Raw genomic sequence first — 13,837 nt, 5'->3', positions numbered from 1 at the left:
GACTCCGATAAATTAGGAAACTAATTTCGTTTCCTAATTTAGGCTATGCCTGTATGCTTGGTCTGTCAATGCTTTCCAGGAGCCCATCATGTCACAGCAAACCGATGAAGAAACACGCTCACGAGGCCGCCCGCTTACCCCGGAAGCCGACCTGCGCGCCGCCCTGGCCGAGGCGACGCTGACCTTGTTGCTCAAGGGGGGCTACGGCGCCGCGACCGTGGATGCGGTGGCCAAGCAGGCGGGGGTTGCCAAGAAAACCCTCTACCGCTTTGCCGCCAACCGTGACGATCTGGTGGCGCAGGCGGTGCGCAGCTGGACCGATGCCTTTCAACCGGCCTTCGAGCAGGATGCAACCCATTCCGAGGCGCTGGGGGAGATGCTGGAGCAGGGCTTGCAGGCCATTGCCAGCCAGGTGTTGAGTGCACCGGCGGTGGGCATGTTCCGGCTGCTGCAGCATGAGTTCGCGGGGCGCGATGCCCTGCTGGCGGCCTATCAGGAGAACGGCATTGCGCGCGGCAGGGCGACCCTGGCGGCGTGGTTGCAGCGCCAGCAACAACTGGGCTGGCTGCGCGAGCTGGACACCGCCCAAACCAGCGATCTGTTGCTGGCGATGACCATGGCGGAGCCGCTGCGCCAGATGGCACTCGGCTTGCTGGCACCGGGCAGCGACATCCGCACGCGTATCGCCGCCGCCGTAGCCCTGGTCCTGCCCGGTCTGGTGCGAGAGTAAAGCCCCCTTGGCAAGGAGGCTGCGCCAGGGCAACAGGTGAGATGACATCCGAACGCAGAACCTGGCGAAGAGCCGCCAGGCCCCATCACCGCCATAAAAAACCGGGCGTCAGGCCCGGTTGTTGATGGTGCTCACTCTGTCGGCGGTAAAAAGCGGCGCATCACCTCGTCGCTGTAACCGCTGTCCTGAAACTCGATGAACACCTGATTGAGGCGGGTCACCAGCTCATAGGCTCGTGGCGATCCCTTGCTCACCAGCAGATAGAAGCCCTTGCGGCTGGGCAGGGCGAGGTTGAGCAGGCCGCTCTCGCTCTGGTAGATGCCAAGGCCGATGCCGCTCATCAGCGGTTCAATTTCGCTGGGCAAGAAGTCGCAGCGATCACGCCCCAGCATGTCCAGCGCCTGCTGCAGCTGCTTGACCCGGCGCGGCTCCAGCGCCAGTCCGTAAGGGGCATAGTTGTAGCCGATCACCCCGCACACCCGGGAACGATTGACCGTCTGCAGATCGGGCGCCTCGGGGAAGCGCCGCTTGAGGTAGAAAAATCCGAGGTGGGTGTAGTAGAGCGGCACGCTGTAGAAGGCATACTCCGCCCGCTCCGGCTTGTAGCTGGCATCCCAGGTCAGCTCACACAAGCGGTTCTGGCGATAATCGGCCAGCTCCTGCTGCACTCGCGCCCAGGGCAGATAACGGATCTTGTAGGGCAACCCGAGCTTTTTCAGGGCCTCGAGCACCTGGGTCGTGGCGGAGCCGGTGAGACGGCGGGTGTCGGGCACACCATCCTTGCGCTCCCAGTAGGTGAAGGGGGCCCACTCGTTGCCCTCCCCCAGACAGATCTGCACCTCGGGCTGGGCCGCCTCCACCAGCCCGGCCAAGCCCCATCCCAGCAGCAACAACATGGATCGCGTCATCGTCTCCCTCCTTCGCTTCCCTTGCAGCTTAGTTCAGGTGGGCGTGACGCTCCCCGTCAGGGTGCCTTCTCCTGCCACAGGGCCAGCAGGGGCGCGGGGATGGCGCCGTAGCGCAAGGTCGGGGTCTGGTGCCAGTCGGCCAGCCGCTGCAGCGCTTTGGCCAGATCCTGCGCCAGGGTCCGGGTCACCCTGACTCCCGCTTCCAGATAGAGACTCTTTACCTCGAAGATCCCCTGCTGGCGATGGGCCTTGGCGTCCATCCTGCCCACCAGCTTGCCGCGATGCAGCAGCGGCAGCACGAAGTAGCCGTACTGGCGCTTGGGCGCCGGGGTGTAGCACTCGATGCGATAGTCGAACTGGAACAGCTCGCTGGCCCGTTTGCGATCCCAGACCAGCGGATCAAACGGCGACAGCGCCGTGGTGTGGCTGGCCTTGAGAGTGCCGGACTGGGCCTGGGCCAGCTCATCTGCCAGCGAGGCGTGCACGAAGGCGCCGTGCTGCCACCCCTCCACCCGCACCGGCAGCAGCTCTCCCTCGTCCGCCAGCTGATGGAGCAGGGCGTCGTATTTGCCGCGCCGCAACCGATAGTAGTCGGCCACCCAGCCGGTCTTGACCAGCCCCAGCGCCCGGCAACTGGCCCGCACCATGTCTCTTTGTGCCTGTTCCAGGCTCGGCAGATCCCGCTCGTCGCGCCACTCGGGTATCACCCGCTCGGCCAGATCGTAAACTCGCTGGAAGTTGCGCCGCTCGCGCACCATCAGCTGGCCTGCGGTAAACAGCACCTCCAGGTGGCGCTTCTCCGGCTTCCAGTCCCACCAGCCGTTGCCCTTCCCCTCTTTGCGTTCAAAATCCGCCGCTCGCACCGGGCCGTGCTGGCGAATGCGCTCGATGATCTCGCCAATATCCTGTTGGTGGGTGGCGAGCCAGTTGGCCGAAAATTTCCAGCCCATGGCAGCGGGATCCAGCATGCGATGGCGCAGCAGCCGGTAATCCTCGCGCGGCACGAAGCAGGCCTCGTGCGCCCAGTATTCGAAGATCTGGCCATCGGCCAGCAACTGCTCCAGCCAGCGCGGATCGTACTGCCCCAGCCGGCTGAACAGCACCAGATAGGGGCTGCGGGCCACCACCGAGATGGTGTCTATCTGCAGCAGCGCCATGCGGCGGATGGTAGCCAGCAGGTCGACCGCGCGCGCCTTGCCGCGGCGCGGCGTCAGCAGGCCCTGGGCCGCCAGTTGCAGATGGCGGGCATCCTGCAGTGAAAGATGGGGAATCGACATGACGAACCACTCCTTGGTATCGGGGGACGGGCGGCTGGCGGCGCCAGGGGCTAAATGCAGGGAAACAGGTAAGCGGACCCCGCCAATCAGGCCATCAGCATGCCCAAGCCGCCGCCAAATGAAAATGCCCGGCTCAGAACCTGTTCACGATCTGTGACGAGAGGTCGTCAGCAAGGTAAAGAGCAGCGCAGGAACCAGAGTGTATATAAATACATGAGGATTCCGAGCAGCACATGAGCCTTGATCACGACCTCACAGTAAGAACATGAGCAGGTTCTCAGGGTTTGGTGATGACCGCCACATCCACGTGGGGAAACTCGACCTGCGCCTGCCAGCAGGCTGCCAGGGCCCGAAAGGAGGCCTCGGCGAAGAAGACGATGTGGGTCGGATCGTGGCGATAGCGCCACTGCCGAAAGCGCTCATCCCCCAGCACCCGCTGAGTCTGCAGCACCAGCAGGCCGCCGGGCTTGAGGCAGCCCCACAGCCTCTCCAGCACGGCGCGCGGGGTGGCGATGTGCTCGATCACCTCGGTACTGGTGATGAAGTCATACTGCTGCGCCAGCAGCTCGGGCTCATCGGCATAGAACTTGTCGTAACCCGCCATCTGGTAGCCCGCCTCGCGGCCCATGGCGATGAGCGCCGGGCCCGGGCCGCAGCCAAAATCGAGGCCGCTGGCCGGCGGAGGCAGGCGGCGCTGCACCTCGCCGAAGGCCCGCTGCAGAAACTGGCGATAGCGGGGATCATCCACCTGGTTGTCGTGGCCGTCATAGACCGCCTTCTCGCGCGCGGGATCCAGGTGCTCGGCCGCATCCAGCCAGACCAGCTCGCAGGCCCGGCAGCGATGGTACAGCTTGCCGGCCACCGGCAGCTCATAGGCATCGGCGACATAGCAGAGCGGGCAGGATAAGGGGGTCATGGCATCTCCTCTCGAAAGCGGGGCGGTCAAAAGTGGCCGCAGCTTGCCTGCCCGTCTGGCGGCTGACAAGGATTTTGTCCGGCTGCCCCACGATCGGGTCGCAGCTTTACCTCTCTTTTCAACCAGTTGCTTCGGTGTTAAGCAGATTTTTTACCTCTTAAGGGTTTCTTAAGTTTGCCCCTTTAGTCTGATGACAATCGACAAGAAGGAGCCATCCATGACCACTGAAATTCAAGCCCCCTATCGGCTGACGCTGGCCGATACCCCGCAACAGGTCATGGCACTGCAGGGTTACATCCAGGCCGCCTACAGCCAGGAGTTCAACGCCCGCATTCCCCATTTTCTGCCCTGCCTGCTCGGCCTCTACCGGGCCGACGGCCTGCTGGTCGGCGCCTGCGGTCTCAAGCTGGCCAGCAGCGAGCGCCTCTATCTGGAGCAGTATCTGGAGCAACCCATCGAGGCCGCCATCGAAACCCGGCTCGGCGCCCCCGCCCGGCGGGATCGCATCGTCGAGGTGGGCAACCTCGCCTGCAGCGAGCCCGGCAACGCCCGCCTGATGTTTGCGGCGCTCTGCCGCCTGCTGTGCGACAACGACCTCGACTACGTGGTGTTCACCGGCACCGCCAAACTGCGCAACAGCTTTCACCGCCTCCACCTCACCCCGGTCGAGCTGGCCCCCGCCCAGGCCGACAAGGTGGGTGACGACGCCAGCGCCTGGGGCGCCTATTACCACTGCCAGCCCAAGGTGATGGTCGGCGATCTCGGCCAGGGACGGCAGGCACTGGCCCAGGGCAGCCTGCTGCTCTCGCTGCTGGCGCCCATGCCGTCCCTGTTCAACTGCCCGCACCGGAGCGCCTTATGATGCTGTTTGACCAAATCGCCTACTTCGCCCGCCAGACGCCCCACAGCCCGGCCCTCGCCAGCAGCCAGCACAGCCTCAGTTACGAGGCGCTGTGGCAGCAGTTGCCGCCGCTGGCCGACCGCCTGCAGATGGCCGGGATCAGCCGGCTGGCGCTGCAGCTCGACAACGGCCTGCCCTGGGCGCTCATCGATCTCGCCTGCACCATGGCCGGCATCGTGGTGATCCCGATCCCCCACTTCTTCAGCCTGGAGCAGCAGGAGTGGCTGCTAGAGAGCAGCGGCGCCGACGCCCTGATCGGCCCCCACCATCCCGGTTGGCAGGCCAGCGATCCGCTGCAACTGGCGGTCGGCGAGCTGCCGCTGTGGCGCCGTACCCCTGCCCGGTTGCCGCCTCTGCCGGCCGGCACCGCCAAGATCACCTATACCTCCGGCACCACGGGTCAGCCCAAAGGCGTCTGCCTGTCGCTGACCCAGATGATGGCGGTCTGCGCCTCGCTGGCCGAGCGGGTCGCCCCGGCCAAGGTCGAGAAGCACCTGACCCTGCTGCCGCTCACCACCCTGCTGGAAAACCTGACCGGCCTCTACGTGCCGCTGCTCACCGGCGCCTGCAGCCGCATCCCTTCACTGGCGGAGCTCGGCTTTGCCGGCTCCAGCAAGCTGGACCCGGCCACCCTGGCCCAGGCCCTGCTGCGCTGGCCCACCCACAGTCTGGTGCTGGTGCCCGAGCTGCTGCGCCTGCTGCTGGCCCTGTGCAGCGCCAACCCGGCGCTGGCCGAGCAGCTGGCCGGCCTGCGCTTCGTCGCGGTGGGCGGCGGCAAGGTCTCGCCCGAGCTCATCAGCCGGGCCCGCAAGCTGGGGCTGCCGGTCTACGAGGGATACGGTCTGTCGGAGTGCGGCTCCGTCGTGGCGCTCAACGGTCCCGACGGCCACAGCCTGGGCAGCGTCGGCCAGCCACTGCCCCACTGCCGGGTATCGATCGCCGCCGACGGCGAGATCCTGGTGGAAGGGGCCGCCATGCTCGGCTATCTGGGCAGCGACGAACCGACGCCAGCACAGGTCGCCACCGGCGATCTGGGCCACCTGGATGATGAGGGCTATCTGCACATCACCGGGCGCAAGAAGAACGTCCAGATCACCGCCTTTGGCCGCAACTTCTCCCCCGAGTGGGTCGAGGCGGAAGCCCAGCTCTGCCCGGCCATCGCCCGCATCGTGATCTTCGGCGACGGCCAGCCGGCCAACGTCGCCCTGATCCAGACACTGCCAGGCGCCGACGCCCAGCTGGCCCAGCAGATCGAGCAGCTCAATCACCGCCTGCCCGACTATGCCCGCATCCATCACTGGCTGCCGGTGGCGCTGGATCAGCATCCGGAGCTGCTGACCGCCAACGGCCGCCCCCGTCGCGAGCGGATTTATCACCACTTTTCCCGGCAGATCAGCCAATGCCTTACAGGAGAGACCTCATGAGCTTCTATCAAGTGCTGCAACAAGCCACCGCCCCGGCCCGGGAGCATCTGTTCAACGCCCCCATCATAGAGGCGTGCCGCAAGGGGGAGATCTCCCGCGACATCTACCTGCGCTTCCTCTCCCAGGCCTTCTATCACGTGCGCCACACGGTGCCGCTCTTGATGGCCACCGGCGGCAAGCTGGGTCAGGAGTATGAGTGGGTGCGCGGCGCCATCGCCGAGTACATCGACGAGGAGTACGGCCATCAGGAGTGGATCCTGAGCGACATCCGCGCCTGTGGCGGCGATGCCGAGGCGGTGCGTCACGGCCAGCCCGAGCTGCCCATCGAGCTGATGGTGGCCTTCCTCTATGACCAGGTACAGCGCGGCAACCCCATGGGCTTCTTCGGCATGGTCCAGGTGCTGGAAGGCACCAGCGTCGCCATCGCCCTGACCGTGGCCGATCAGCTCAAGGCGGGTCTCGGCCTGCCCCCTCAGGCCATGAGCTACCTGAGCTCCCACGGCGCGCTGGATCAGGAGCACCTCAAGTTCTTCGAGTCCCTGATGAACCGGGTGGAGAGCCCGGCCGATCAGGCAGCCATCATTCACTCGGCCAAGGTGGTCTACCGCCTCTACGCCGACATGCTCTATCAACTGACGGAAAACCAGACATCATGAAGCTTGAAGGAAAACTCGTGCTGCTCACGGGCGCCAGCGGCGGGATCGGCGAAGCGCTGGCCCAGGAGCTGGCGGCCCAGGGGGCACACCTGTTGCTGCACGGACGCAGGGCCAGTGCGCTGGAGCGGCTGTGTAAGGAGCTGCCGCACCCGGAGCGCCACCAGACGGTGATCGCCGATCTGGGCTCGCCCCAGGAGCGGGCCAAACTGTTGCAGCACCCGGCGCTGGACGAGGGGCTGGACGTGCTGATCAACAACGCCGGCTGCAACCAGTTTGCCTGGCTGGAGGATCAGAGCAGCGAGCAGGTGGAGCGCCAGCTGCTGCTCAACGTCGAGGCGCCGATCCAGCTCACCCGCATGCTGCTGCCCCGCCTGCGCAAACCGGCGGTGATCATGAACGTCGGCTCCAGCTTCGGCGCCATCGGCTACGCCGGCTACAGCGTCTACTGCGCCAGCAAGTTCGCCCTGCGCGGCTTCAGCGAGGCGCTCGGCCGCGAGCTGGAGGGTACCGGCATCCAGGTGCTGCACTTTGCTCCCCGCGCCACCCGTACCCGCCTCAACTCGGAGGCGGCCTACGAGATGAATGCCGAGCTCGGCACCCACACCGACAGCCCGCAGGACGTGGCCGAGGAGGCCGTCATCGCCCTGTGCAACGAAACCCGCCGCAGCTGGCTCGGCTGGCCGGAGAAGCTGTTCGTGCGGCTCAACGGCCTGCTGCCCGGCCTGGTCGACCGGGCGCTGGCCAAGCAAAAACCCATCATAGAGCGCTATGCCCGCCACGCGGCGCCCGCTGCCGGCAATGCGGGACACACCACTTCCGTCATGACAGAGAAGGAACGTTAAGATGAAGCACGCCACTTTCCGCCCCCGTTTCACCCACGGCGCCCTCCTGCTGCTCATGCTGGGCTCGGGGATGGCCCAGGCCGCCGACGCCCTGCCCGTCATCCAGCAGCAGTGGGCCGTCTGTCAGTATCAGCAGACCGGCAAGGCCAAGGAGAGCTGCCTCGAACAGCTGAGCAGCCAGGCCGATCAGGCCAGCGCCAAGGAGGCCTTTCGCACCGACCTGCTGATCTGGTCGGCCATCGTCAAGAGCACCTGGGCCGGCGCCAAGGGCGGGCTGGGGGCGCTGGGTCTGGTCAAGGAGGCCAAGGCCAAGCTGGAGATCGCCCTCAAGCAGGATCCCAAGGCACTGGACGGCTCCGCCTATACCAGCCTGGGCTCGCTCTACTATCAGGTACCGGGCTGGCCGGTGGGCTTTGGCGATGACGAGAAGGCCGAGCAGCTGCTCAAACAGGCGCTGGCCATCAACCCGACCGGCATCGACCCCAACTTCTTCTACGGCGACTTCCTGCTGGATCAGGGTCGCAAGGCCGAAGCCAAGAGCTATCTGGAGAAGGCGCTGAGCGCCCCGCCCCGGCCGGGTCGCGAGCTGGCGGATCAGGGTCGACGCATCGAGATCCGCGATCGCCTCGACAAGCTGTAAACCCAAGTCGGCTCAGAGCGCTATTTAAACTCTGCCCACCAGCTTGCATACTGGTGGGCAGCGTCTTTTGAGGGGAATAACAATGCGGATCCTGTTGGTGGAAGATGATGTGATGCTGGGCGACGGCATGGTGGATGCCCTGCGCAGCAGCGGCTACACGGTGGACTGGCTGCAGCAGGGGCTGCCCGCCCTGTCGGTGCTCAAGAGCGAGGAATTTGCCGCGCTCATTCTGGATCTCAACCTGCCGGACATCGACGGCATCAGCCTGCTGCGCAAACTGCGCCGGGAAGGCCAGACGCTGCCGGTGCTGATCCTCACCGCCCGCGACGCCCTGGATGACCGGGTGCTGGGGCTGGATGCCGGCTCCGACGACTACATGGTCAAGCCGTTCGCCCTGCAGGAGCTCAATGCCCGCCTGCGCGCCCTGGTGCGGCGCAGCAAGGGGCAGGCCCAGGCGGTGCTCGAATACGGCGAGCTGCAGCTCTATCCCGAGTCCCAGCAGGTCACCTATCGGGGCGAGCCGGTCAAGCTCACCCCCCACGAATACAAGCTGCTGCAGGAGCTCATCACCCAGAGCGGCCGGGTGCTGAGCAAGGATCAGCTGCAGCAGAGCCTCTACGGCTGGGACGAGGGGGCCGAGAGCAACGCGGTGGAGGTGCACATTCACCACCTGCGCAAGAAGTTCTACAGCGACCTCATCCGCAATATCCGCGGGGTCGGCTACATAGTCCCCCAGCTTGAACAGGCCCAGCGCCGGGACCACCGGGCATGACGCGTCCCCGCTCCATCCGCCGCTTCCTGCTCTCCGGCATCCTGGCGCTGGTCAGCGCCAGCCTGGCCATCAGCGCCCTCATCGGGTATCTGGAGGCCAATCACGAGATGGAGGAGCTGTTCGATGCCCGTCTCGCCCAGTCCTCCCGCATCACCAACCAGCTGCTCAGCCGTTATCTGGAGCAAAATGGCGAACTGCCCGCCAACGGCACCGTCTATCAGGACTGGGAACAGCACAACCCGGATCAGTGGCAGAAGGACACCAGCTTCAACCTGCGGGGAGAGGACAGGGAGCTCACCCCCTTCGGCCACGAATTCGAGCGCAACCTCTACTTCCAGCTGCTGAGCGAGCAGGGCCACATACTGCTGCGCTCCCCCAGCGCCCCCAGCCAGCCCCTAGGCGCCCTGGCCCCCGGCTTCAACAACGTCACCAAGGACAACCACGAGTGGCGCACCTTCACCCTCTACAACCAGGACGAGCACACCTGGCTCATCGTGGCGGAGCGGGATGACGAGCGCAGCGAGCTGGCCAGCAAGATGGCCACCCTGGCCATGCTGCCGCTGCTCATCACCCTGCCCTTCCTGCTCGGCCTGCTGTGGTGGCTCATCTCCCGCGGGCTGGCGCCGCTGCGGCAGCTGGCCCAGGCCATCGGTGAGCGCCACCCGGCCAACCTGAGCCCGCTCACCCTGAAGATCCGGGCCCAGGAGCTGACCCCACTCACCAACGAGATCAACCGGTTGATGCACGCGCTGGCCGACACCATAGAGCGGGAGAAGCAGTTCACCAACGAGGCGGCCCATGAGCTGCGCACCCCGCTGGCGGTGCTGCGCATCCACAGCGAAAACGCACTGGCCGCCGAGGATGCAGAGAGCCGTCAGCACTCCCTGCAGAAGATGCTGCTGGCGCTCGATCGCAGCGATCGGCTGCTGCGCCAGCTGCTGACCCAGGCCCGCATCGACAACCAGCAGGGGCTGGAGCTGACCGAGCTCAACCTGAACCAGCTGTTGCAGGGCACCCTGGCCACCCTGGCCCCCATCGCCCTGAAAAAGGATCAGCAGCTGTCGCTGGAAGGCACCGAGCAGCTGACGGTGATGGGGCAGGCCACCCTGCTGGAGCTGATGTTCAGCAACCTCATCGACAACGCGCTGCGCTACACCCAGGCGCAGGGCGAGATCGCGGTCGAGGCGCGCCAGGAGGGGCACAGGGTCAGGGTCGACATTCGCGACAACGGCCCCGGCATCCCCACCGCCGCCCTGTCACGCCTGTGCGAGCGCTTCTTTCGGGTCAATCCCCAGCAGGGGGACGGGGTCGGCCTCGGCATGGCCATCGTCTCGCGCATCGCCCAGTTGCACGGCGCCGATCTCGATATCCACAACCGGCCGGAAGGGGGGCTGGAGGTGAGCGTGCTGCTGCCCGCCCCCTCTCGCCCAGCCTGATCATCACCATAAAAAACGGGGGCCTGGCCCCCGTTTTTTATGTCGTTCGCTTCCCTCAGCGACAGCTCGGCTGCACCGTGAAGGTACGGCTCGAATCCACTGCGCCCAGATCTGCCAGCAAGCGGCGCCCCAGCAACACCGGATAGATCATCTTGCTGCGATCGCGCAGGGTGAACCACTCCTCATACACCTTGTCACCCAGGCAGATGGACATGGTGACCGTGGGGCGCTGCTCCATGCCGCCGGCACCGCGCACCGTCACCATGTGCTCCACCGGTCGCTCCAGGGTCTGGCTCACCTGCCGGTCGGTGTTGGCATCGGTCACCTGCAGGGTAAAGCGCACCCAGGACTTGCCGTCACGCTTGAAATGGCGCAGATCCCGCGCATCGAGCGAGGAGGTAAGCGCCCCGGTATCCAGCTTCATCTTCACCGCCACCCCGCTCGGCATGATGAGTCCCTTCTCAATCCAGCCATAGACGGCAGGATCGGAGGCAGCCCGCGCCGCTCCCGGCAGGGCGAGACCGACCAGCAACAGCAGCGGCATCATTCGCAATCCGAACATCTTCACTCCTTGTCAGGGCAGGGCCGACGCTGGCCCGAGCAGCCCAGAGTGGGGATGGAAAAGGCAGCTGTCAACTGGTGAACGTGGCCGCCTCGCCGCCACCAGCGCGGCCATGGCGCGCAACGTCAGGATCACGCAGCAACATGCCAAACAGGATTCAATCAGGATCTTTCAAGTGAACGAACGGGGAGACATGAGCGGGCTTGGATGAAACCCAAGGCTGCGCTCAGGTTGTGACGCCAAAGGCTACCACAAGGCTTCGTGAATTATCAGTCTTGTTCCGACGGGATTTTTGCCTACACTGTTGTAAACCGGAGGGCCTGAAAACCACCGGTTTTTTTGCGCCTGCCGAAAAGTTGCCACTGCAAAGTGACCTATCAAACAAGGCTCAATAAGGAATTCGTAATGCGTATCGAAGAAGACTTGAAGCTCGGTTTCAAGGATGTCCTGTTCCGCCCCAAGCGCTCTACTCTCAAGAGCCGTTCCCAAGTCAGCCTGACCCGTCAGTTCACCTTCAAGCACACCCAGACCCAATGGCAGGGCGTGCCCGTCATCGCCGCCAACATGGATACCGTCGGCAGCTTCGCCATGGCGCGTACCCTGGCCAGCTTCGAGATGATGACTGCAGTACACAAGCACTACAGCCTTGCGCAGTGGCAAACCTTCGTCAACGAGACCGACCCGGCGCTGCTGGGTCATGTGATGGTCTCTACCGGCACCTCCGAGGATGACTTCACCAAGACCCGCCAGATCCTGGCCATGTCCAGCGCCCTGCGCTTCATCTGCGTCGACGTGGCCAACGGCTACTCCCAGCACTTCGTCGAGTTTCTGCGCAAGATCCGCGAAGCCTGCCCGAACCACGTCATCCTGGCGGGCAACGTGGTCACCGGCGAGATGGTGGAAGAGCTGATCCTCTCCGGCGCCGACATCGTCAAGGTCGGCATAGGCCCGGGCTCGGTCTGCACCACCCGGGTCAAGACCGGCGTCGGCTACCCGCAGCTCTCCGCTATCATCGAGTGTGCCGATGCGGCCCACGGCCTGGGCGGCCAGATCGTCGGTGACGGCGGCTGCACCTGCCCGGGGGATGTGGCCAAGGCGTTTGGCGGCGGCGCCGACTTCGTGATGCTGGGCGGCATGCTGGCGGCCCACGAGGAGTGTGGCGGCGAAATCGTCGATGTGGATGGCGAACCCTTCATGAAGTTCTACGGCATGAGCTCCTCAAGCGCCATGGACAAGCACGCCGGCGGCGTCGCCGAGTACCGCGCCTCCGAGGGCAAAACCGTGCTGCTGCCCTATCGCGGCCCGGTCGAAAACACGGTGCGCGACATTCTGGGCGGGGTGCGCTCCACCTGTACTTATGTGGGTGCCAGCCAGCTGAAAGAACTCACCAAACGCACCACCTTTATCCGGGTACGTGAGCAAGAAAACAACGTCTACGGCAAGGAGTAACCTGCCGCAGCCACCGTCACGCGCTGACGGTTAGAAGCCAGCCAACCGGTGTGCTACCCTGCGCACCGGTTTTTTTGTATCTGGATGCCCTGACATGACCAGCCCCCTCCCCCCGTTTGACTGGGATATCTTCTGCTGCGTAGTGGACAACTTCGGCGACATCGGCGTCACCTGGCGGCTGGCTCGCCAGCTCAAACAGGAAGGCGCGCTCCCGACCCACGGCGATGAGGTGCAGGTGCGGCTCTGGGTGGACGATCTGGCCAGCTTTGCCCGCATCTGTCCGGGGCTCGACCCCGCGCAGGATAGCCAGTGGGTCGATGGCATCCATATCCAGCACTGGCACGATACCCTGCCGGCCGACACCCTCCCGGCCAAAGTGGTGATCGAGGCCTTTGCCTGTCAGCTGCCCGCCCCCTTCATTGAACGAATGGCCGAGCAGATGGCGAGCCAGCCCAGGCCCCCCTGCTGGATCAACCTCGAATACCTCTCGGCCGAATCCTGGGTCGAGGATTGCCACGCCCTCGCCTCGCCCCAGCGGGTCGGCAACCAGAGTCTCAACAAATACTTCTTCTTCCCGGGCTTCACGGCCAGAACCGGCGGCCTCCTGTGCGAGCGCGGCCTCATCGCCGAGCGTGAGCGCTGGCAACAGGATGAAGCCGGGCTTGCCGCCTACTGGGCCAGCCTCGGCCTGCCGCCCAAGCAAGAGCACGAGCTGCGGGTCAGCCTCTTCACCTACGAGAGCCCCGCCCTGACCAGCCTGGTCGAGAGCTGGTGCCAGAGCGCCACGCCCGTCACCCTGCTGCTGCCGCTCGGGCGCTCCCTCAACGACGTGCTCACCGGCGCCGGGCTGGCAGCGGCCATTCCGACGGCCAAGGCAGGGGCGCTGCTGCAGTCGGGCAACCTCACCATCAAGCTGCTGCCGATGACCGATCAGGCCGGTTACGATCGGCTGCTGTGGAGCTGCGATCTCAATCTGGTGCGCGGGGAAGACTCCTTCGTGCGGGCCCAGTGGGCCGCTCGCCCTTTCCTGTGGCACATCTATCCGCAGGAAGAGCAGACCCACATGGTCAAGCTGGACGGCTTTCTCGACCACTATCTGGCAGAGCTGCCCACCGCCACCGGCCAGTGGCTGCGCGGTTTCAGCCACGCCCTCAATCAGGGGGAAAACTGTCGCGATTGGTGGGCGCAATGGCCGGAACACGCCGCGATATGGCGGCAACATGGGCGACCTTGGTCACAGAAGCAGCTCAGGGATGGGGATCTCGTCACTCGGCTGGTGAAATTTTTAGAAAGCCGTATATAATCTGGCAGTTTTTATCTGCCC

General features: G+C 65.1%; 14 protein-coding genes. 10 read left to right on the top strand and 4 right to left on the bottom strand.

What is annotated here, in order from left to right; all coding sequences use genetic code 11:
* The first annotated feature begins 88 nt into the window (after positions 1–88).
* Positions 89–730: a TetR/AcrR family transcriptional regulator gene (locus tag PG881_RS01170; RefSeq protein WP_270797810.1), complete on the top strand. Its 642-nt coding sequence runs from the start codon at positions 89–91 to the stop codon at positions 728–730.
* Between the two features lie 131 nt (positions 731–861).
* Here PG881_RS01170 and PG881_RS01165 read toward each other — a convergent pair whose 3' ends face one another.
* The 3 genes from PG881_RS01165 to PG881_RS01155 all read right to left on the bottom strand — a co-directional run bounded on the left by PG881_RS01165 (position 862) and on the right by PG881_RS01155 (position 3,831).
* Positions 862–1,638: a substrate-binding periplasmic protein gene (locus PG881_RS01165; RefSeq protein WP_017409219.1), complete on the bottom strand. Its 777-nt coding sequence runs from the start codon at positions 1,636–1,638 to the stop codon at positions 862–864.
* 56 nt (positions 1,639–1,694) lie between these two features.
* Positions 1,695–2,915, bottom strand: a complete 1,221-nt coding sequence (locus PG881_RS01160) for a winged helix-turn-helix domain-containing protein (protein ID WP_270797809.1) — start codon at positions 2,913–2,915, stop codon at positions 1,695–1,697.
* A 277-nt stretch (positions 2,916–3,192) separates the two neighbouring features.
* Positions 3,193–3,831, bottom strand: a complete 639-nt coding sequence (locus tag PG881_RS01155; protein WP_270797808.1) for a class I SAM-dependent methyltransferase — start codon at positions 3,829–3,831, stop codon at positions 3,193–3,195.
* A 217-nt stretch (positions 3,832–4,048) separates the two neighbouring features.
* Here PG881_RS01155 and PG881_RS01150 point away from each other — a divergent pair, with 217 nt between their 5' ends.
* The 7 genes from PG881_RS01150 (at position 4,049) to PG881_RS01120 (ending at position 10,502) form a co-directional block, all read left to right on the top strand.
* Positions 4,049–4,693, top strand: coding sequence for a thermostable hemolysin (locus PG881_RS01150; protein ID WP_270797807.1), 645 nt, complete (start codon positions 4,049–4,051; stop codon positions 4,691–4,693).
* Positions 4,690–6,156, top strand: coding sequence for an AMP-dependent synthetase/ligase (locus tag PG881_RS01145; RefSeq protein ID WP_270797806.1), 1,467 nt, complete (start codon positions 4,690–4,692; stop codon positions 6,154–6,156). The genes PG881_RS01150 and PG881_RS01145 overlap by 4 nt, the downstream gene beginning before the upstream one ends.
* On the top strand, positions 6,153–6,812 hold the full coding sequence (locus tag PG881_RS01140) for a TenA family transcriptional regulator (protein WP_043121138.1): 660 nt from the start codon (positions 6,153–6,155) through the stop codon (positions 6,810–6,812). Before PG881_RS01145 ends, PG881_RS01140 begins: the two co-directional genes overlap by 4 nt.
* On the top strand, positions 6,809–7,654 hold the full coding sequence (locus PG881_RS01135) for an SDR family oxidoreductase (RefSeq protein ID WP_270797805.1): 846 nt from the start codon (positions 6,809–6,811) through the stop codon (positions 7,652–7,654). The genes PG881_RS01140 and PG881_RS01135 overlap by 4 nt, the downstream gene beginning before the upstream one ends.
* A 1-nt stretch (position 7,655) precedes the next feature.
* Positions 7,656–8,294 carry a tetratricopeptide repeat protein gene (locus PG881_RS01130; RefSeq protein ID WP_043165314.1) on the top strand — a complete coding sequence of 213 codons (639 nt, stop codon included), beginning with the start codon at positions 7,656–7,658 and terminating at the stop codon, positions 8,292–8,294.
* 82 nt (positions 8,295–8,376) lie between these two features.
* Positions 8,377–9,066, top strand: coding sequence for a response regulator (locus PG881_RS01125; RefSeq protein ID WP_011706997.1), 690 nt, complete (start codon positions 8,377–8,379; stop codon positions 9,064–9,066).
* Complete coding sequence (locus tag PG881_RS01120; protein WP_049048249.1) at positions 9,063–10,502, top strand: ATP-binding protein; 1,440 nt, start codon at positions 9,063–9,065, stop codon at positions 10,500–10,502. The genes PG881_RS01125 and PG881_RS01120 overlap by 4 nt, the downstream gene beginning before the upstream one ends.
* Positions 10,503–10,557: 55 nt before the next feature.
* On the opposite strand, the gene rloA3 is transcribed toward PG881_RS01120, so the two are convergent.
* Positions 10,558–11,064, bottom strand: a complete 507-nt coding sequence (rloA3, locus tag PG881_RS01115; protein WP_043119333.1) for a retropepsin-like aspartic peptidase RloA3 — start codon at positions 11,062–11,064, stop codon at positions 10,558–10,560.
* A 405-nt stretch (positions 11,065–11,469) separates the two neighbouring features.
* Between rloA3 and PG881_RS01110 the strand changes: the two genes are divergently transcribed.
* On the top strand, positions 11,470–12,513 hold the full coding sequence (locus PG881_RS01110) for a GMP reductase (RefSeq protein WP_017409231.1): 1,044 nt from the start codon (positions 11,470–11,472) through the stop codon (positions 12,511–12,513).
* 94 nt (positions 12,514–12,607) lie between these two features.
* On the top strand, positions 12,608–13,816 hold the full coding sequence (gene earP / locus PG881_RS01105; protein WP_270797804.1) for an elongation factor P maturation arginine rhamnosyltransferase EarP: 1,209 nt from the start codon (positions 12,608–12,610) through the stop codon (positions 13,814–13,816).
* Positions 13,817–13,837: the final 21 nt, after the last annotated feature.

It is taken from the genome of Aeromonas sp. QDB54, from assembly GCF_027707385.1.
Classification (GTDB): domain Bacteria; phylum Pseudomonadota; class Gammaproteobacteria; order Enterobacterales; family Aeromonadaceae; genus Aeromonas; species Aeromonas hydrophila.
Note: the sequence above shows the minus strand (reverse complement) of the source record. Positions and strands in the feature narration are given on the sequence as shown.